Origin of the sequence: Pseudomonas sp. LA5, from assembly GCF_028640825.1 — a bacterium.
Taxonomy (GTDB): Bacteria; Pseudomonadota; Gammaproteobacteria; order Pseudomonadales; family Pseudomonadaceae; genus Chryseomonas; species Chryseomonas aestiva.
The window spans coordinates 49,066-67,133 of sequence record NZ_JAQYZY010000018.1 but is presented as its reverse complement, the minus strand read 5'-3'; the positions used below and the strand labels follow the sequence as shown (position 1 = coordinate 67,133).

Genomic DNA, 18,068 nt, shown 5'->3' with positions numbered 1-18,068 from the left:
CCCTAGCCCAGCACCGAGATGTCGGCGATGCCGAGGAACAGGCCACGCAGGTGAGCGAGCAGCGCATAGCGATTGGCGCGGACACGCTCGTCCTCGGCGTTGACCAGCACCTCGTCGAAGAAGGCATCAACCGGCGCGCGCAGACTGGCCAGGCGCTCCAGGGCTGCGCCATAGCGACGGGCTTCGGCCAGGGGCGCGGCATCCCGCTCGGCCTCGGCGATGGCGGCGGCCAGGGTGCGTTCGGCGTCGGTCTCGAACAGGGCGGCATCGGCCTGGGCCGCGACCTGGCCTTCGAACTTGCCCAGCAGGTTGGAGACGCGCTTGTTGGCGGCGGCCAGGGCCTCGGCCTCGGGCAGACGACGGAAGGCCTGCACGGCCTGGACGCGCTGGTCGAAGTCCAGCGCCGAGGCCGGACGCAGGGCGCGTACCGCCAGGTAGGCCGCGGTGTCGACGCCTTCGTCCTCGTAGCGGGCGCGCAAACGGTCGAAGACGAAGTCCAGCACCTGCTCCTGCAGGCCGGCAGCCTTGACCCGCTCGCCATAGCCGGCGATGGCGAAGGCGACGGCGGCTGGCAGATCCAGCTCCAGGCCCTTCTCGATGAGGATGCGCAGCACGCCCAGGGCCTGACGGCGCAGGGCGAAGGGATCCTTGCTGCCGGTGGGCAGCATGCCGATGCCGAAGATGCCGACCAGGGTGTCGAGCTTGTCGGCCAGGGCCACGGCGGCGCCGGTCAGGGTCTGCGGCAGTTCGGCGCCAGCACCGCGCGGCATGTACTGCTCGTTGAGCGCCAGGGCCACGTCTTCGGCCTCGCCGCCTTTCCTGGCGTAGTAGTAGCCGGCGATGCCCTGCATCTCGGGGAATTCGCCGACCATCTCGGTAGCCAGGTCGCACTTGGCGAGCACGCCGGCACGGTGGGCGCGCTCGGCATCACCGCCGATACGCTCGGCGATAAAGGCGGCCAGGGCGGCGACGCGCTGGGCCTTGTCGTAGACGGTGCCGAGCTGGGCCTGGAAGACCACGTTCTTGAGGCGCTCGTTGAAGCTTTCCAGCGGCTGCTTCTGGTCCTGCTTGAAGAAGAACTCGGCGTCGGTGAGACGGGGGCGGACCACCTTCTCGTTGCCGCTGACGATCTGCGCCGGATCCTTGCTTTCCAGGTTGGCCACGGTGATGAAGCGCGGCAGCAGCTTGCCCTGGGCGTCCAGCAGGCAGAAGTACTTCTGGTTGTCCTGCATGGTGGTGATCAGGGCTTCCTGGGGCACCTCGAGGAAACGTTCCTCGAAGGCGCAGACCAGCGGCACCGGCCATTCCACCAGGGCGGTCACCTCGTCCAGTAGCGCGGGTGGCACCACGGCGCTGCCCTGCTCCGCCGCGGCCAGCTCGGCTACGCGGGATTCGATGAGTTGGCGGCGCTCGGCGAAGTCGGCCAGCACATGGGCGGCGCGCAGGTCGGCGGCGTAGTGGGCCGGGGCGCTGATGCGCACGGCGTCGGGATGGTGGAAGCGATGGCCGCGGGACTCACGGCCGGCACGGCGGGTGAGGATCTCGCAGTCGATGACCTCGTCACCCAGCAGCATCACCAGCCACTGGGTCGGCCGGACAAACTCCTCGCGGCGGGCGGCCCAGCGCATGCGCTTGGGAATCGGCAGCTCGGCCAGGGAGGCTTCGACGATGCCGGGCAGCAGGCTGGCCGCCGGCTGACCAGGAATGCTCTGGGAGAATCTCAGCTTGGGGCCGCTGCGATCGATGGCGCTGATGTCGACGCCACACTTGCGGGCGAAGCCCAGGGCCGCCTGGGTGGGCTGGCCATCGGCGCCAAAGGCGGCCTGGAGCGGCGGGCCGTCCAGGTTGACGCTCCGCTCGGGCTGCTGGGTCTGCAGGGCTTCGACCAGCACGGCCAGGCGGCGCGGCGCGGCATAGGCGCGGGCGCTGGCATAGCCGAGACCGGCCTGCTTGAGGCCCTTCTCGATGCCGGCGAGAAAGCTGTCGCCCAGGGTCTTGAGCGCCTTGGGTGGCAGTTCTTCGGTACCCAGTTCGACCAGGAAATCCAGAGTGGTGCTCATCATTCGCCCTCCTTGAGCAGCGCCTGGACATCGTCGCGACCCAGGACCTCGTCACGCAGCGCGGGGCTGGCCAGCGGGAAGCCCAGCCGGGCACGGGCCTTGAAGTAGCCCTGGGCGACGCTGCGCGCCAGGGTGCGCACGCGCAGGATGTAACGCTGGCGCTCGGTCACCGAGATGGCGCGGCGGGCGTCCAGCAGGTTGAAGGTGTGGGAGGCCTTGAGCACCATCTCGTAGGTGGGCAGCGGCAGGTCCAGGGCGATTAGGCGATTGGCCTCGGACTCGTAGAAGTCGAACAGTTCGAACAGCTTGGGCACATTGGCGTGCTCGAAGTTGTAGGTGCTCTGCTCCACTTCGTTCTGGTGGAAGACGTCGCCGTAGGTCACGGTGCCGAAGGGGCCGTCGGCCCAGATCAGGTCGTAGACCGAGTCCACGCCCTGCAGGTACATGGCCAGGCGTTCCAGGCCATAGGTGATCTCGCCGGTCACCGGATAGCACTCGATACCGCCCGCCTGCTGGAAGTAGGTGAATTGGGTGACTTCCATGCCGTTGAGCCAGACTTCCCAGCCCAGACCCCAGGCGCCCAGGGTGGGCGATTCCCAATTGTCCTCGACGAAGCGCACGTCGTGCACCAGCGGATCCAGGCCGATGGCGGCCAGGGAGCCGAGGTAGAGCTCCTGGAAGTTGTCCGGATTGGGCTTGAGGACCACCTGGAACTGGTAGTAGTGCTGCAGGCGATTGGGGTTCTCGCCATAGCGGCCATCGGTGGGACGGCGGCTGGGCTGCACATAGGCGGCGTTCCAGGTCTCGGGACCGATGGCGCGCAGGAAGGTGGCGGTGTGGAAGGTACCGGCGCCGACTTCCATGTCATAGGGCTGGAGTACCACGCAGCCCTGCTCGGCCCAGTATTGCTGCAAGGCCAGGATCAAGTCTTGGAAGGTGCGCACGGTGGGCTTGGACTGGCTCACGAAAGATACCCGTTCGGCTGCGACGAAAAGCCGGGGAGTATAGCTGAAAGCCGGGGGTGGCCGCATTGGCGGATTAGGGCTGCCTGGCGGTATTGGGCAGAGATGACCGGCTGCGCGCTTTATCGCGGCCATGGGCCGCTCCTACAGGTACGGGTTGGCCTGTAGGAGCGGCCCATGGCCGCGATATAGGTAGCTGCTGCTACGGTAGCAGCGCCTGCAGTCTGTTAGAAACGTGCATTCAGCGCGTTCGCCGTGCTACCCATTCCAGAGGCTGTTATGACTCGCCTCCGCTGGCGCTCAACTGCGCTAAGGTGACGTCTCCCCTCGCCGTCCGAGCCTTCGCCATGCCGCGTTGTTTCTGGTGCACCGCCGATCCGCTGTACATCGAGTATCACGACCATGAATGGGGCGTGCCCCAGCGCGATCCGGCGGTGCTCTTCGAATTTCTCCTGCTGGAAGGCTTCCAGGCCGGACTGTCATGGATCACCGTGCTGAAGAAGCGCGAGCGCTATCGCCAGGTGCTGCATGGCTTCGATCCCGCGCGCCTGGCGCAGCTGAGCGATGCCGAGATCGCCGTGCTGATGCAGGACCCGGGCATCATCCGCAACGGCGCCAAGCTGCGCGCCGCTCGTCAGAATGCCCAGGCCTGGCTGAGACTCGAAGACCCTTCCGGCTGGCTGTGGTCCTTTGTCGGTGGCGCGCCCAGGATCAATCACTTTCGCGATCGCCAGGAGGTGCCGGCGATCACCCCGGAAGCGGAGGCCATGAGCAAGGCGCTCAAGCGGGCCGGTTTCACCTTTGTCGGTCCGACCATCTGCTACGCCTTCATGCAGGCCATGGGTCTGGTGATGGACCATACCCTCGATTGCGACCGCCATGCCGAATTGGCGTCTTCGTCGGCAGAACTGCAGGAAAAGTCGAATGTATAGGCGTCAGTTGGCGCGAACCTTACGCTTTCTTAACGTTTCCGGGACTTGTAGACGCTAAACTGTCGGCGCATTCAGACAGGAGTCCCTCTTTTGGAAAGATTCAAAGGCGCGCTGATGATCGCCTTCCTGCGCCTTTTCGCCCTGCTGCCCTGGCCATTGGTCCAGCGCTTGGGTGGATTCATCGGCTGGTGCATGTGGAAGCTGCCGACCCGCGCCAGCAAGGTTACCCGCATCAACCTCGCCCACTGTTTCCCCGAACTCGACGCCGCCGGCCTGGAGCGGCTGTCGCGCGAGTGCCTGCGTGGCATCGGCAAGACCCTGACCGAGAGCGCCTGCGCCTGGATCTGGTCGCCCCAGCGTTCCCTGCGCCTGGTGCGCGAGGTGGAAGGCATGGACGTCCTGCAGGAAGCCCTGGCCTCCGGCGATGGCGTGGTGGGCATCACCAGCCACCTGGGCAACTGGGAGTTGCTCAACCACTTCTATTGCTCCCATGCCAAGCCGATCATCTTCTATCGGCCGCCCAAGCTGAAGGCGGTGGACGACCTGCTCAAGCGCCAGCGGGTCCAGCTGGGCAACCGCGTGGCGCCCTCCACGCCGGAAGGCATCATCAGCGTGATCAAGGAAGTCCGACGCGGCGGCGCCGTGGGGATTCCGGCCGATCCCGAGCCGAGTCGCAGCGCCGGCCTCTTCGTGCCCTTCCTCGGCACCACCGCCCTGACCAGCAAGTTCGTGCCCTCGCTGCTGGCGCGCGGCAAGGCCCGCGGGGTGTTCTTCCATGCCGTGCGCCTGGCAGACGGCAGCGGCTACAAGGTGATCCTGGAGGCCGCGCCGTCGGCCATGTACGACCCGGATCCGGAAGTCTCGGTGGCCGCCATGAGCGAGGTGCTGGCCGGCTACGTACGGCGTTATCCGACCCAGTACATGTGGAGCATGAAGAGGTTCAAGAATCGCCCGGATGGCGAGGAGAAGTGGTACTGAGGTCTTTCACCCGGGTCCTGCCCGGGCGCTGAGGGACAGGCGGTGATCCTATGACCTATCGCTCGGCGCTTCGCCAGGACCGTTCGGTCGGCGCGCGGCTGACAGCCGCTGGGCTTTGCCGGAAGCTGCCCGAACCTCTAGGGAACGCCCAAGCCAGGGAGTCAGGCGATGAATTCGCGCGATCAGCGCCAACATACCCGTACCCCACTCAAGTGTCGGCTGTGGATCGCCTATCCGGATGGCGAGATCGTCGGTGAGACCCGCGACCTGTCCGATGGTGGCGTCTATGTGGTGCATCCCGAGCTGACCCGGCTACCGCAGGGCACCCGCGTGGTCGGCCAGGTACTCGATCTGCCGATCGAGGCGCCCAAGGTGACCATGGAAGTCATGCGCACCGACGCCGACGGCGCGGGCCTCAGGTTCCTGCGCGATCAGGACTGAGCGTGGCGCGCCAGGCGCTTGAGAAACACCGTCATCTCCTTTTCCGCCTGCTTGTCGCCCCTGGCCTGCGCCGCCTGCAGGCCCTGGGTCCAGGCTGCCTCGGCGCTGGCCAGATCGCCGCTCCCCTCATGGGCCTTGCCCAGCAGCTTCCAGGCCGCCGAATAGGCCGGATCGAATTCGACGCAGCGCGCCAGGTGCTCGATCGCCCGCGCGGGCTCCCCGGCATCCAGATAGCCCTTGCCCAGTCCGAACCTGAGCAGGGCGTTGTCCTGGCCGCGAGCGAGCATTTTCTCCAGGGATTCGAGCATGGCGGACTCCGGTAGCAGCGGGAGGGACGGGCCGATTCACGACCCTGAGCCGAACATTCTGCCCCGACTACCGGCAGCCTGGCGATCCGGCACTGAAAATGCCATATGTCAGGTGGACAGGCAGGTTGGTCTGGAACAGGCCTTTTGCCATCATTTTGTGACGTGTTTCACTTTAAGCTGACTGATCTATCGGCGCCTAGGACGGCCGCAGGATCTGATGAAGCTGTTTTCTTCCCTCAGTCGCAAGCTTGTGCGGGACGGTGCCCACATCGTCGACCCGCGTCAGGCAAAGAGCCCCTGGCTGCTGATCCTGACGCTGACATCGCTGCTGACATTCGCTCTGGGCTGCTGGCTGGGGGGTCGGGTTTCGCCTGCCGCAGCTCCGGCCGCCCCTGTCGCTGACACTCCGGGCAGCGCCAGCACACCGGTGGCCCTGGAGCGAATGGGCGTGCTGGTCGGCCGGCTGCAATCGCTGGAGGCCGATACCCAGGCGCTGCAGCGGATGCTGGAGCAGAACAGGCAATTGCGCGACCAGGTGAGCGCTGTCGACCCCAGTCTGCTGGTCGAGCCTTCCGCGCGAGGTGCCCAGGGCGGTGCCTGGCTGCCGGCGCGATCCTGTAACGCCGGTACCGCCAGCCAGGGCTTGCCTCTGCGCATGCTGGGTGCCAGCGAACAGGTAGCGCTCTGCCTGCGTCAACAATTGGATCTGCTGCTGAACCGGGTGGCCAGTCGCAATGCCGCCCTGATGGCGATTCCCTCGCTACGCCCAGTGGAACAGGCCCGTCTGGGATCGCTGTTCGGCAATCGGGTCGATCCCTTTACCGGTCACCTGGCGTTTCATTCCGGTGTCGACTTCGCCGCGCCCACTGGCACCCAGGTACACGCCGCGGCCGGGGGGCGTGTCCAGGTCACGGGCGCCCTGGGTGGCTATGGCAATCGGGTGGAGGTCGCTCACGGCAATGGCCTGGTCACCCGCTATGCCCACCTGAGCCGCATCTTCGTCAAGGAAGGCCAGGTGGTCACCCCCGGGCAACTCCTGGGTGCGGTGGGCTCCACCGGACGCTCGACCGGGCCTCATCTGCATTTCGAGGTCTTGCGTGACGGCCAATTCCTCGACCCCCAGCGCTTTCTTGCCTTGGGCCGACTGGAGCCCGAGCGCGATGGCCAGGCGCGCGACTAGTCGAGCGTCGAGTCGCGAGCTGCTGCGCGGCGAATTTCGCCTGCAGCCGGTCCCGCGACGGCGACTGGCCGGCTGGGTTGGCTTGGGCCTGCTGCTGTTGATACCGCTCGCGTTGCTGGTGGTCGGGCAGCGGATCCACCAGGGATACCAGGCGGAACTGAATCACCTGCAAGCCGAGAATCAGCACCTGCGCGATCGTCTGGCGCAGCAGGCGCTGGATCGGCAAGTGGGCACGGCTGCCGAGCGCCAGCTGACCGAGCGCAACGCTGCTCTGCTGGCGCAGATCGAGCGCCTGACCACGGAGCTGGCCTTTTTCCGTCGCCAGAATCAGAAACCCTAGCTGGAGAGCAGCACGGATGTTCAATAGAAAGAAGGCGGCCCCCCGCCCCGCGGTGAATGGCTTTTCCAGTCTCATCGCCGACAACCTGGCGGTCCAGGGCGACCTGGAATTCAGCGAAGGCCTGAAGATCGACGGGCGGGTGCAGGGCAGCGTCAGCTTCAAGCCGGGCACCACCAGTCTCCTGGCGCTCAGCGTCAATGGTGTGGTGGAAGGTGACGTAAGCAGCTACGACGCCTTGATCGACGGCACCATCGTTGGCGATCTGCGGGTCGAGCATCTGCTGGAACTGCACTCCAATGCCCGGGTGCGCGGCAACATCACCTATCGCCAACTGAGCATGGAGAACGGTGCGGTGGTGGAGGGTACCCTGCGCCGTCTCGACGAGGCCACGCCGGTGCTGGAATTGCCCCAGCCCATCACCACCGCCTTACCTTCGGCGACTAGCGAGCAATCTTGATCAGTTTGCAGTAATAGAAGCCGTCGTGGCCGTCGGGCTGCGGCAGGAGCTGGCGGCCATGGGGCTGGGCGAGGCCCCAGGGGGCGGGGATATCCAGTTCGCGGGCGCCCGGGGTGCGGACGAGAAAGGCGGCGAGGTTGTCGCTGTTTTCTTCCGGTAGCACCGAACAGGTGGCATAGACCAGGATGCCGCCCTCCTCCAGCGTCGGCCAGAGGGCGTCCAGCAGTTCGCCCTGCAGCTGCACTAGGGGCGCGATGTCGCTGGCCTGGCGGGTCAGCTTGATGTCCGGATGGCGGCGGATCACCCCGGTGGCGCTGCAGGGGGCGTCCAGCAGGATGCGCTGGAAGGGCGTGCCGTCCCACCAGTCGGCCACGGCGCGGCCGTCGGCGGCCAGGGTGCGGGCGGTAAGGCCCAAACGGGCCAGATTCTGCTCGACCCGCTGCAGACGGCCGGCATCGGCGTCCAGCGCCACCACCTCGGCCAGCCCCGGTTCGCGTTCCAGCAGGTGGCAGGTCTTGCCACCGGGCGCGGCACAGGCGTCCAGCACCCGCTGGCCAGGCGCCAGTTCCAGAAGTTCGGCGGCCAGCTGGGCGGCTTCGTCCTGCACGCTGAGACGCCCCGTGGCAAAGCCCGGCAGGGCGGTGACGTCCTGGGGCTGCAGCAGGCGGATGCCGTCGGCGCTGAAGGCGCAGGGCACGGCCTCGATGCCGGCGGCGGCCAGCTCGGCCAGATAGCTGTCGCGATCGCCCTGACGACGATTGACCCTGAGAATCAGTGGCGGATGCAGGTTGTTGGCCGTGGCGACGGCTTCCCACTGCTCCGGCCAGCGTGCCTTGAGCGTCTTCTGCAGCCAGCGTGGATGGGCCAGGCGCGCGGCCGGATCATGCTCCAGGCCTGGCAGCAGGCTGTCGTATTCACGCTGGGCGCGGCGCAGCACGGCGTTGAGCAGACCCTTGGCCGAGGATTTCTTCAGTTTGTCGACGCAGCCTACCGTCTCGCCGATGGCGGCATGGGCCGGGATGCGGGTATGGAACAGCTGGTAGAGCCCGATCAGCAGCAGGGCTTCGAGATCGCGGTCGCCGGCCTTGAAGGGTTTTTCCATGAGCTTTTCCGCCAGCAGCGACAGGCGCGGCTGCCAGCGGGCGGTGCCGAAGGCCAGATCCTGGGCCAGGGCGCGGTCACGCGGATCGACCTTGGCCAGTTGCTCGGGCAGGCTGCTGCCCAGGGAGGCACGTCCGGCAAGGACCGCCGCCAGGGCGCGGGTAGCCGCCAGTCGCGGATTCATAGACCCAGCACCTGACCGGGGGCGAAGCGCTCGCGACGGGCGTTATAGAGATCGGCGAAGCCCAGTGGCTTGCCACCGGGCAGCTGCAGGCGGGTCAGGCGCAGGGCACCCTCGCCACAGGCGACCAGCAGGCCGGAGCGATCGGCATCCAGCACCATGCCCGCCACGCCCTGCCCTTCGGCCAGTTCCGCGGCCCAGACCTTGAGTGGCTCGCCGGCCAGGGCGGTGTGGCACAGCGGCCAGGGATCGAAGGCGCGGATACGGCGCTCCAGTTCCGCCGCCGGACGACCCCAGTCCAGCCGGGCCTCGTCCTTGTTGAGCTTGTGGGCGTAGGTGGCCAGGTTGTCGTCCTGCGCCTCACCCGGCAGACTCCCGTCGGCCAGACCCGGCAGGGCCTGGACCACGGCAGCGGCGCCCAGGGCGGCCAGGCGATCGTGCAGGCTGCCTCCGGTGTCCGTGGCGGTCAGCGGCGTGGTCACCTTGCTCAGCATGGGGCCGGTATCCAGACCGGCTTCCATGCGCATCACGGTGACCCCGGACTCGGCATCGCCGGCCTCCAGGGCGCGTTGGATGGGCGCGGCGCCGCGCCAGCGCGGCAGCAGCGAGGCATGGCTGTTGATGCAGCCCAGACGGGGGATGTCGAGCACCGCCTGGGGCAGGATCAGGCCGTAGGCCACCACCACCAGCAGATCGGGTTCCAGCGCCGCCAGGGTGGCCTGGGCGGCGGGATCGCGCAGGGTCGGCGGCTGCTGCACGGGGATGCCGTGGCTCAGCGCCAGCTGCTTGACCGGACTCATGGCCAGTTTCTGGCCACGCCCGGCGGGGCGATCCGGCTGGGTGTAGACGGCGGCGATGGGATAACCGGCGTCGATCAGCGCCTGCAGGTGCACGGCGGCGAATTCCGGGGTTCCGGCGAAGACGAGGCGAAGGGATCTGGACATGGCGGACCTGGCGGAAAGGGCGAGCGGCGGACGCCGATGACGCCGTCCGCCAGGGCGATCAGGCCTTGTGGCGCTGCTGCTTTTCGAGCTTCTTCTTGATGCGATCGCGCTTGAGCGGCGACAGATAGTCGACGAACAGCTTGCCGTCGAGGTGATCGATCTCGTGCTGGATGCACACCGCCAGCAGGCCGTCGCATTCCAGCTCGAACGCCTTGCCGTCGCGGTCCAGGGCCTTGACCCGGACGCGCTCGGGGCGGCAGACCTTTTCGTAGAAACCGGGGATCGACAGGCAGCCTTCCTGGTACTCGCCCAATTCCTGGGTGAGCGGCTCGGCCTCGGGATTGATGAAGACCAAGGGTTCGCTCTTGTCTTCGCTGACGTCGATCACCACCAGGCGACGATGGACGTTGACCTGGGTGGCTGCCAGACCGATGCCGGGCGCTTCGTACATGGTCTCGAACATGTCTTCGATGGTCTGGCGCAGGGCGTCGTCCACCGTGTCGATGGGCTTGGCGACGGTGCGCAGGCGGGGATCGGGGAATTCGAGGATGTCTAGGATCGCCATGGCGTTGAGGGCACTTGTGGAATACAGTCAAGGGGCGCTGCTAAGATGCCGCAGCGTTGTTTCCACCCGGCTCGGGCTGGTCCCGAACGGTGGATGACGTCGGTCGACGGGGATGAGCGCCTGCGCCGCCCGGTGCCGACAGAGGTGGCGATCAGGGCACGACTGGGGCGATTCCCCGACGTTTGCGTGAAGACGGTTCTTCAAAGCTAAGTGTAAAGGGATTCGACGCATGAGGAAATCTTTGTTCGCCCTGCTGCTGGTTGCAGGGGGCGCCCTGCAGTCGGCGTACGCAGCGGTCACCCTGCGTCAGGATCACCCGGAAAGCTATACCGTGGTCCGCGGCGATACCCTCTGGGACATCTCCGCCAGATTCCTCAGCAAACCCTGGGAATGGCCGGAGATCTGGCAGGCCAATCCGCAGATCAAGAATCCCCACCTCATCTATCCCGGCGATACCCTGGTGCTGAGCTATGTCGACGGCCAGCCGCGCCTGCAGCTCAACCGCGGCGCCTCGCGCGGCACGGTCAAGCTGTCACCCACGGTGCGCAGCACGCCCATCGCCGAAGCCATCCCGGCCATTCCGCTGGAAGCGGTCAACAGTTTCCTGCTGCAGAATCGCGCCATCGATTCGGCCGAACAATTCCAGGCGGCGCCCTATGTGGTGGCCGGCAACGCCGAGCGCGTGGTGAGCGGCGCTGGCGATCGCATCTATGTGCGCGGCAAGCTGCAACCGGGCGTCTCGGCCTATGGCATCTATCGCCAGGGCAAGACCTATGTCGATCCCAAGACCGGTGCCTTCCTCGGCATCAACGGCGACTTCATCGGCAGCGCCGATCTGGTTACCCAGGAAGGGGACATCGCCACCCTGCGGCTGACCCGGACCACCCAGGAGGTCCGCCTGGGCGACCGGCTGTTCCCCACCGAGGAGCGGCTGGTGAATTCCACCTTCATGCCCAGCGCGCCGGCGCGTGACATCAGCGGCCTGATCCTCGACGTGCCCCGTGGCGTCACCCAGGTCGGCCAGTTCGATGTGGTGACCCTGAACAAGGGCACCCGCGATGGCCTGACCGAAGGCAATGTGCTGGCGGTCAACAAGACCGGCGAGACGGTGCGCGATCGCATCACCGGCGAGCTGGTGAAGATCCCCGACGAGCGCGCCGGCCTGCTGATGGTGTTTCGCACCTACGACAAGATCAGCTACGGCCTGATCTTGACCGCCACCCGCCAGCTGGAAATCATGGACAAGGTGCGCAACCCCTAACCCCTCCCGGGTCGCCAGGACGGCGACCGGCCACCCCTCAAGGACGACACCATGGCCAGCTTCTCCCCTGCCGAGCTGGACGCCCGGCTTCGCCTGCATGCCCTGCCGGAACTCGGCGCGGTGCGCCAGCGCCTGCTGCTGGATGCCTTTGGCAGCGCCGCTGCCGCCCTCAATGCCCCCGCCTCGGCCTGGCGCGCCCTGCGCCTGCCGGCGGTGGCCGCGGATGCCCGTCGCAGCCCGGCGACCCGCGAACGGGTCGATCAGGCGCTGGCCTGGCTGGACCGCTCCGAACGCCACCTGCTCTGCCTGGGTGACGAGCGCTATCCGGCGTTGCTGGCCGAGATCGCCGATCCACCCCCGCTGCTGTTCGTCGAAGGACAGGTCGCGTTGCTCGAACGGCCGCAACTGGCCCTGGTCGGCAGTCGCCAGGCCAGTGCCCAGGGGCTGGACAATGCCCGGCGTTTCGCCCACAGCCTGGCCGCGGCCGGCTTCTGCATCACCAGTGGCCTGGCGCTGGGCATCGATGGCGCGGCGCATCAGGGCGCCCTGGAAGCCGGCGGCGGCACGGTCGCCGTGCTGGGCACCGGCTTGCGGCAGCTCTATCCGCGCCGGCACCTGGGTCTTGCCCGGCGCCTGCTGGCCGAGGGTGGCGCGCTGGTTTCGGAGTTGCCGCTGGACTGCACGCCCCAGGCGGCCAACTTCCCGCGGCGCAATCGGATCATCAGCGGTCTCAGCCTGGGTACCCTGGTGGTGGAGGCCAGCCCCTCCAGCGGCTCGCTGATCACCGCGCGGCTGGCTGCCGAGCAGGGCCGCGAAGTGTTCGCCCTGCCCGGCTCCATCCATCATCCCGGCGCCCGCGGCTGTCATCAGCTGATCCGCGAGGGCGCGCAACTGGTGGAAAGCGTGGAACACATCCTCGACGCCCTGCAGGGCTGGCGCAGCCTGGCCCCGCTCGCCGCGGCCGTGGCAGTGGAGGATCATCCCCTGCTGCGCCACCTGACCGCCGGACCGCTCAACAGCGAAGAGCTGGCGCGGCTCTGCGGCCTGTCGCTGCCGGAGGTCCTGGTCCAGCTGACCGAGCTGGAGCTGGAAGGCCGGGTAGTGGCGCAGCAGGGCAGCTGGAGTCGGCTCGGCTAGCGGCGGATGACTGGCATCGGCAGCGCGCTCGGGTAGACTTCAGGGATTTGGCGGAGGCTAGGCGATGCATAACAGCTGGCGAGTGCGGCAGGCGGCGCGAATCGTGCGCGAGGGGGGCGTCCTGGCCTACCCTACCGAGGCCGTCTGGGGCCTGGGCTGCGATCCCTGGGATCAGGCCGCGGTCTATCGCCTGCTGATGCTCAAGCGGCGGCCGATGGAAAAGGGTCTGATCCTGGTGGCCGACAACATCCGCCAGTTCGACTTCCTGCTCCACGATCTGCCCGAGGCCTCACTGGCCAAGCTGGCCAGCACCTGGCCAGGACCCAACACCTGGCTGGTGCCGCACCACAATCGCCTGCCCGGCTGGGTGACCGGCGCCCACGCCACCGTGGCGTTGCGGGTCTCCGAGCATCCCCTGGTAGGCGAACTCTGCGCCCTGACCGGGCCGCTGATCTCCACCTCGGCCAATCCCGCCGGCCGCCCGTCCGCGCGCACCCGGCTGCGGGTCCAGCAGTACTTTCCCGATAACCTGGACGGCATCCTCATGGGCGAACTGGGCGGGCGCAAGAATCCCAGCGTGATTCGCGACCTGGTGACCGGCAAGGTCTTCCGGCCCTAGGCCCTAGGTCAATCGAGCAGTTGGCGCAGCAACCGCGCCAGTGCATCGATCTGGAACGGCTTGGCCAGCGAGAGCTCGCCATTCGGGGTCGGCCGCTCGGCGTGACCACTGACGAACAGCACCGGCAGCTCCGGCCAGCGCTCGCGCAGACGCCCTGCCAGCTCGGCACCGTCGAGATCCGGCAGGCCGAGATCGGTGATCAGCAGGTCACAGGGCAGATCGCCGTCGACCAGGGTGAGCGCCGCCGAGGCACTGGCGGCGGTGCGCACGCGATAGCCCAGCTCGGTGAGCATCTCGCGTAGCAGCAGTCGCACCGAAACATCGTCTTCCACCAGCAGCAGGCGTTCGCCCCGACTCTGGGCGATGGCCGCCTGGGGCGTGTCGCTCGCCGCCGGCCGCTCGGGTGGGGCGCAAGGCAGCCAGAGGCTGACGCGGGTGCCACTGCCCATTTCGCTCTCCAGGGTCACATGGCCACCCGACTGCTTGATGAAGCCATAGAGCATCGACAGACCCAGGCCGGTGCCCTGGCCAATCGGCTTGGTAGTGAAGAAGGGATCGAAGGCGCGATCCACCACCTCGGCCGGCATGCCGCTACCGGTGTCGGCGATGGTCAGGCGTACGTAATCACCTGGTGGCAGGTCATGCTCGGCGGCCAGGTCGGTGAGGTGATCGACGGCGGTTTCCAGGGTCAGCTGGCCGCCCTCGGGCATGGCATCGCGAGCATTGATCACCAGATTCAGCAGGGCGTTCTCCAGCTGGTTGGTGTCGGTGCGCGCCGGTGGCAACTGCAGCGCGAGGCTGCTGCGCAGGCTGATGCGTTCGCCCAGAGTGCGCTGGAAGAGTTCTTCCAGGGACAGGATCAGGTCATTGACGTTTACCGGCCGTGGATCCAGCGTCTGCCGGCGGGCGAAGGCCAGCAGGCGATGGGTCAGGGCAGCGGCGCGGGTGGCGGATTGCTCGGCGGTGTCCAGGTAGCGCTGCAGGTTGTCGTGGCGCCCCTGATCCAGGCGGCGGCGCAGCAATTCCAGGGAGCCGCTGATGCCGGTGAGCAGGTTGTTGAAGTCATGGGCGATGCCGCCGGTGAGATGGCCGATGGCTTCCATCTTCTGCGCCTGGCGCAGCGCGGCCTCGGCGTTCTGCAGGGCCAGGGCGGCGTCGTGCTCGACGGTGACGTCGCGACCGAAGACATAGATGCGTCCGTCGTGATCGGCGGTGGCCTTCCACATCATGTGGCGCCAGTGACCGTCGCGGGTGCGCAGGCGCCCGGGCAGATCGCTGAGCACCTCGCCGTGGCGCAGGGCGGCCAGGCGCGGAAATACCGGCGGATCGTCCGGATGCTCCAGCGAGGTCGGCGGCTGATGACGCAATTCCTCGTCGTCCCAGCCCAGGGTCCGGCCCCAGGCGGGATTGCGGCTGAGCCAGCGTTGCCCCTGGATGACGCCGAGCAGGTCGTCGGCGACCCGCCACATGCGGTCACGCTCGACGGTGCGTTCGTGGACGCGCTGTTCCAGCAATTCGGCCAGGCGCCGCAGGCGGTGCTCGGCCATGCGGATCTCGCTGACGTCGGTGTGCACGCCCACCCATTCGCAGACCACGCCATTCTCCCGCACCGGCAGGGCGCGCACGCTGAAGGTGCGCCATTGACCATCGCGACAGCGCAAGCGGTGCTCGTCGTGGAAATCCACCTGCTGCTGCACCGCCAGGCGCCAGCGACGCAGGGTGCGGGGGGCATCCTCGGGATGCAGGGCATCGGCCCAGCCGTCCTGCTGATACTGCGCATAACTCTGCCCGGTCAGGGTGCTCCAGGCGAGTTGTTCGCCGAGCAGATGGCCCTGGGCGTTGCTGGTCCAGACCACTCCCTGCACTGCCTCCACGGCATTGCGGAAGCGCTGGTTGGACAGGTGCAGCGCGGCTTCAGCCTGCTTGCGCTGGGTGAGATCCACCACCACCAGACTCACCGACAGCGCCTGGCCGACTTCCGACTGCAGCGGTGAGCCGTGCAGGCTGACCCAGACCACCGTGCCGTCGGGGCGCAGGAAGCGCTGGTCCAGCTTGAAGCTGTCGCCCCGCTCGCGCAGGGTGTCGAGGTGGCGCTCCAGGATGGCCCGATCCTCGGGATGGGTCTGGGCCTGCAGGGTCTGCTCCAGCACCCCGACCTCGTTGCGATCGAGCATTTCGCAATAGCGACGATTGGCGAGCAGGATGCGCCCGCGGGCGTCGGTCTGGCAGATGCCGACCGCCGCCTGGTTGATCAGGCTGGCCAGGCGCGCGCTGTGTTCGCGCAGGGCGGTTTCGGCATCGACGCGCTGCTGGACGTCGTCGAACAGGGTGACCGAGGCGATCACCTCGCCGGTGGCGGAGCGGACCGGGGCGCTGGAGACCTCCAGCAGCCGGATGCTGCCGTCGGGTCGCCGATAGCGCATCAACTCGGGCGCCACCGCCTGGCCGCTGCGCAGCACCCGTACCGTGGGATAGTCGTCCACCGCATAGGGCTGGCCATTGGCGTGCAGGGCGCCGATGGCGCCATAGCGTTCGTCCAGCGTCTCGCCGGCCGGACGTCTGCCCAGCAGGGTATCGACGCGGTCGTTGAGCATCACCGCTTCTTCGCTGCCGGCCTCGGTGATGGAGATACCCAGGGGCGCCTGCTGCAGCACGCTGGCCAGCAGCCCTTGTTCCAGCGACAACCGCCGTTCGAGGTGGCGGACCTGGTCCTGGGTCTGCTGCCGCATGAGCAGGGCGCCCAGCAGCAGGGCCAATTGATCCAGCACCAGCCGGGTATCCGCCTCGACGGCGCCGCCCAGTTGCAGATAGCCCAAGGGCTGAGTGGCAGGACCGAAGGGGATGAGCAACTCACCCACCGGCGGACTGCCCGCCTCGGCCACGGACAGCAGCCGCGCCTGGGGATCGTCAGCCAGGTCCCGCAGGGCCTGGGTGGCGCACAGTCGCAAGGCGGCCAGATCCGTGGTGCCGCCGAGGCGCCGTGACCATTCGCCGAGCGCCTGCAGGCGTTGCGGCAGCTCCCGCTCGGCGCTGCGCCGAGCGGCGAAACGCGCACGGCTCGCCGGGGCCTGCCAGACATGCAGCAACCAGCCCACGGCGACATCGGCCCGGCGCAGCGGCACCAGATGCAGGTCGAGGCGTACCAGGTGACCGTCGCGGTGGCGCAGGCCCTGGGTCTGGCAGCGTTCGAGGGCGGTCAGCCAGCCGTCGGCCGGCGGCTCCGGGAGCAGCAGGCCGACGATGGATTCACCGAGCCAGTCCTGCGCCGTCCAGCCCAGCAGCCGGGCGACGTTCGGACACCACTGCCCGATCCGCCCTTCGGCGGTCAGGGTGATGAGCGCCGTGTCCGTGGCGGTGTCGAGCAGGCTGGCGAGGGGGCTGGAGATAGGCATGACGAGGGCAGCGATCCGGCCGATTCTGGAAAGAACGTCGAGGCCGAGGCGACCTGACTGTCCGAGATAGACCGGCGTTTACCCCCGTCGTGCCGCCTGGGTGCGGGAAACTTAATGGCCGTCACGATTTACCCGGCCAGGCATCCGGGTGCTTCGCCTCAGGGCAGCAGGATGGTCGAGCCGCTGGTCTCGCGACCCGACAGCGCCCGGTGCGCCTCCTGCACTTCGGCCAGTGGATAGCGTCGGCCGATGTCCACCTGGATGCGGCCATCGCTGATCAGCTCGAACAGCTGATCGGCCATGTCCTGCAGGGCTTCGGGGGAGGCGGCGTAGGTGGCCAGGGTCGGCCGGGTCACATAGAGCGAGCCCTTCTGCGAGAGAATGCCCAGATTGACCCCGGTGACCGCGCCGGAGGCGTTGCCGAAGCTGACCATGAGACCGCGTGGGGCCAGGCAGTCCAGCGACATCTCCCAGGTGTCCTTGCCGACGCCGTCGTAGACCACCGGCACCTTGGCGCCCTCGGTCAATTCACGGACCCGCGCCGGGACGTCTTCCTGGCGGTAGTCGATCACCGCCCAGGCACCCAGCGCCTTGGCCTTTTCCAGCTTTTCCGGGGAGCCGGCGGTGCCGATCAGACGCACGCCCAGGGCCTTGGCCCACTGGCAGGCCAGGGAGCCGACGCCCCCGGCCGCGGCATGGAACAGCACGGTGTCGCCGGCCTGCAGCGGATAGGTCTGGCGCAGCAGGTATTGCACGGTCAGCCCCTTGAGCATGACCGCGGCGCCCTGTTCGAAGGAGATCGCCTCCGGCAGGTGCACCAGATGCCGCTCGGGCAGCACATGGACCTCGGCATAGGCGCCCAGCGGCCCGGTGGCATAGGCCACGCGATCGCCGGCCTTGAAGCGGGTGACGGCGCTGCCGACCGCTTCCACCACCCCGGCACCCTCGGTGCCCAGGCCCGAGGGCAGCGCCGGCGGCGGATAGAGGCCGCTGCGGTAATAGGTCTCGATGAAGTTGAGGCCGATGGCGTGGTTGCGCACCTGCACCTCGTCGGGGCCGGGCGCGGCGGGTTCGAAATCCACAAGTTCGAGTACTTCGGGACCACCGGTGCGGCTGAACTGGATGCGCTGGGCCATGCTTGCGTGTCTCCTGGTTGGAGCCCTTGGCCGGGCTCTCTTGGGGTGAGCCTTCATCCAAGCCGCAACCGCGG

16 protein-coding genes and 3 pseudogenes are annotated in these 18,068 nt (G+C 67.8%); 9 read left to right on the top strand and 10 right to left on the bottom strand.

All coding sequences use genetic code 11. The features are described 5' to 3' along the window. Positions 1-2 precede the first annotated feature (2 nt). Together glyS and glyQ are read right to left on the bottom strand one after the other, a co-directional pair. Positions 3-2,060, bottom strand: coding sequence for a glycine--tRNA ligase subunit beta (glyS, locus tag PVZ72_RS00915; RefSeq protein WP_273860977.1), 2,058 nt, complete (start codon positions 2,058-2,060; stop codon positions 3-5). After that, positions 2,060-3,025 carry a glycine--tRNA ligase subunit alpha gene (gene glyQ, locus PVZ72_RS00910; RefSeq protein WP_150340262.1) on the bottom strand — a complete coding sequence of 322 codons (966 nt, stop codon included), beginning with the start codon at positions 3,023-3,025 and terminating at the stop codon, positions 2,060-2,062. Before glyQ ends, glyS begins: the two co-directional genes overlap by 1 nt. Before the next feature lie 344 nt (positions 3,026-3,369). Between glyQ and PVZ72_RS00905 the strand changes: the two genes are divergently transcribed. The 3 genes from PVZ72_RS00905 (at position 3,370) to PVZ72_RS00895 (ending at position 5,373) form a co-directional block, all read left to right on the top strand. Next, positions 3,370-3,954 carry a DNA-3-methyladenine glycosylase I gene (locus PVZ72_RS00905; RefSeq protein ID WP_187980759.1) on the top strand — a complete coding sequence of 195 codons (585 nt, stop codon included), beginning with the start codon at positions 3,370-3,372 and terminating at the stop codon, positions 3,952-3,954. 90 nt (positions 3,955-4,044) lie between these two features. Next, positions 4,045-4,932, top strand: a complete 888-nt coding sequence (locus PVZ72_RS00900) for a lysophospholipid acyltransferase (protein WP_273860976.1) — start codon at positions 4,045-4,047, stop codon at positions 4,930-4,932. Positions 4,933-5,100: 168 nt separating this feature from the next. Beyond that, positions 5,101-5,373, top strand: a complete 273-nt coding sequence (locus PVZ72_RS00895; protein ID WP_017641486.1) for a PilZ domain-containing protein — start codon at positions 5,101-5,103, stop codon at positions 5,371-5,373. Here PVZ72_RS00895 and PVZ72_RS00890 read toward each other — a convergent pair. Continuing rightward, complete coding sequence (locus tag PVZ72_RS00890; RefSeq protein ID WP_273860975.1) at positions 5,364-5,681, bottom strand: tetratricopeptide repeat protein; 318 nt, start codon at positions 5,679-5,681, stop codon at positions 5,364-5,366. The two genes, PVZ72_RS00895 and PVZ72_RS00890, sit on opposite strands and share 10 nt — an antisense overlap. Positions 5,682-5,898: 217 nt before the next feature. On the opposite strand from PVZ72_RS00890, the gene PVZ72_RS00885 reads away from it, so the two are divergent. The 3 genes from PVZ72_RS00885 (at position 5,899) to PVZ72_RS00875 (ending at position 7,658) form a co-directional block, all read left to right on the top strand. After that, a complete protein-coding gene (locus tag PVZ72_RS00885; RefSeq protein WP_187980761.1) occupies positions 5,899-6,861 on the top strand; it encodes a M23 family metallopeptidase in 963 nt (320 codons plus the stop codon). A gap of 82 nt (positions 6,862-6,943) precedes the next feature. Then, entirely contained in the window at positions 6,944-7,201 is a 258-nt protein-coding gene (locus PVZ72_RS00880) for a hypothetical protein (protein WP_273860974.1), read from the top strand. A gap of 16 nt (positions 7,202-7,217) precedes the next feature. Beyond that, positions 7,218-7,658: a bactofilin family protein gene (locus PVZ72_RS00875; protein ID WP_187980763.1), complete on the top strand. Its 441-nt coding sequence runs from the start codon at positions 7,218-7,220 to the stop codon at positions 7,656-7,658. Here the strand turns inward: PVZ72_RS00875 and rsmB are convergent. Genes rsmB through def form a run of 3 tightly spaced genes read right to left on the bottom strand, consistent with a single transcriptional unit; the run spans position 7,642 to position 10,449 of the window. Then, positions 7,642-8,943: a 16S rRNA (cytosine(967)-C(5))-methyltransferase RsmB gene (rsmB, locus tag PVZ72_RS00870; RefSeq protein WP_273860973.1), complete on the bottom strand. Its 1,302-nt coding sequence runs from the start codon at positions 8,941-8,943 to the stop codon at positions 7,642-7,644. The two genes, PVZ72_RS00875 and rsmB, sit on opposite strands and share 17 nt — an antisense overlap. Further along, positions 8,940-9,884, bottom strand: a complete 945-nt coding sequence (gene fmt / locus PVZ72_RS00865) for a methionyl-tRNA formyltransferase (RefSeq protein ID WP_273860972.1) — start codon at positions 9,882-9,884, stop codon at positions 8,940-8,942. The genes rsmB and fmt overlap by 4 nt, the downstream gene beginning before the upstream one ends. Before the next feature lie 58 nt (positions 9,885-9,942). Beyond that, entirely contained in the window at positions 9,943-10,449 is a 507-nt protein-coding gene (gene def, locus PVZ72_RS00860; RefSeq protein WP_273860971.1) for a peptide deformylase, read from the bottom strand. Positions 10,450-10,678: 229 nt separating this feature from the next. Between def and PVZ72_RS00855 the strand changes: the two genes are divergently transcribed. The 3 genes from PVZ72_RS00855 to PVZ72_RS00845 all read left to right on the top strand — a co-directional run bounded on the left by PVZ72_RS00855 (position 10,679) and on the right by PVZ72_RS00845 (position 13,466). Continuing rightward, positions 10,679-11,710: a LysM peptidoglycan-binding domain-containing protein gene (locus PVZ72_RS00855; RefSeq protein WP_187980767.1), complete on the top strand. Its 1,032-nt coding sequence runs from the start codon at positions 10,679-10,681 to the stop codon at positions 11,708-11,710. Between the two features lie 51 nt (positions 11,711-11,761). Then, positions 11,762-12,847 (top strand): DNA-processing protein DprA, encoded by a 1,086-nt coding sequence (gene dprA, locus PVZ72_RS00850; RefSeq protein WP_273860970.1) that lies wholly within the window; start codon positions 11,762-11,764, stop codon positions 12,845-12,847. A 64-nt stretch (positions 12,848-12,911) separates the two neighbouring features. Then, positions 12,912-13,466 (top strand): L-threonylcarbamoyladenylate synthase, encoded by a 555-nt coding sequence (locus PVZ72_RS00845; RefSeq protein WP_273860969.1) that lies wholly within the window; start codon positions 12,912-12,914, stop codon positions 13,464-13,466. 8 nt (positions 13,467-13,474) lie between these two features. Here the strand turns inward: PVZ72_RS00845 and PVZ72_RS24125 are convergent. From PVZ72_RS24125 to PVZ72_RS00835, 4 genes and pseudogenes are all read right to left on the bottom strand, one after another. After that, positions 13,475-13,792 (bottom strand): annotated as a pseudogene (locus PVZ72_RS24125) (response regulator); the annotation flags it as partial. Positions 13,793-13,936: 144 nt separating this feature from the next. Then, positions 13,937-14,173: pseudogene (locus tag PVZ72_RS24120) on the bottom strand (ATP-binding protein); the annotation flags it as partial. Positions 14,174-14,374: 201 nt separating this feature from the next. After that, a pseudogene (locus PVZ72_RS24115) lies at positions 14,375-15,889 on the bottom strand (PAS domain S-box protein); the annotation flags it as partial. 1,127 nt (positions 15,890-17,016) lie between these two features. After that, positions 17,017-17,994 carry an NADPH:quinone reductase gene (locus PVZ72_RS00835; RefSeq protein WP_158891453.1) on the bottom strand — a complete coding sequence of 326 codons (978 nt, stop codon included), beginning with the start codon at positions 17,992-17,994 and terminating at the stop codon, positions 17,017-17,019. Between the last annotated feature and the right edge of the window lie 74 nt (positions 17,995-18,068).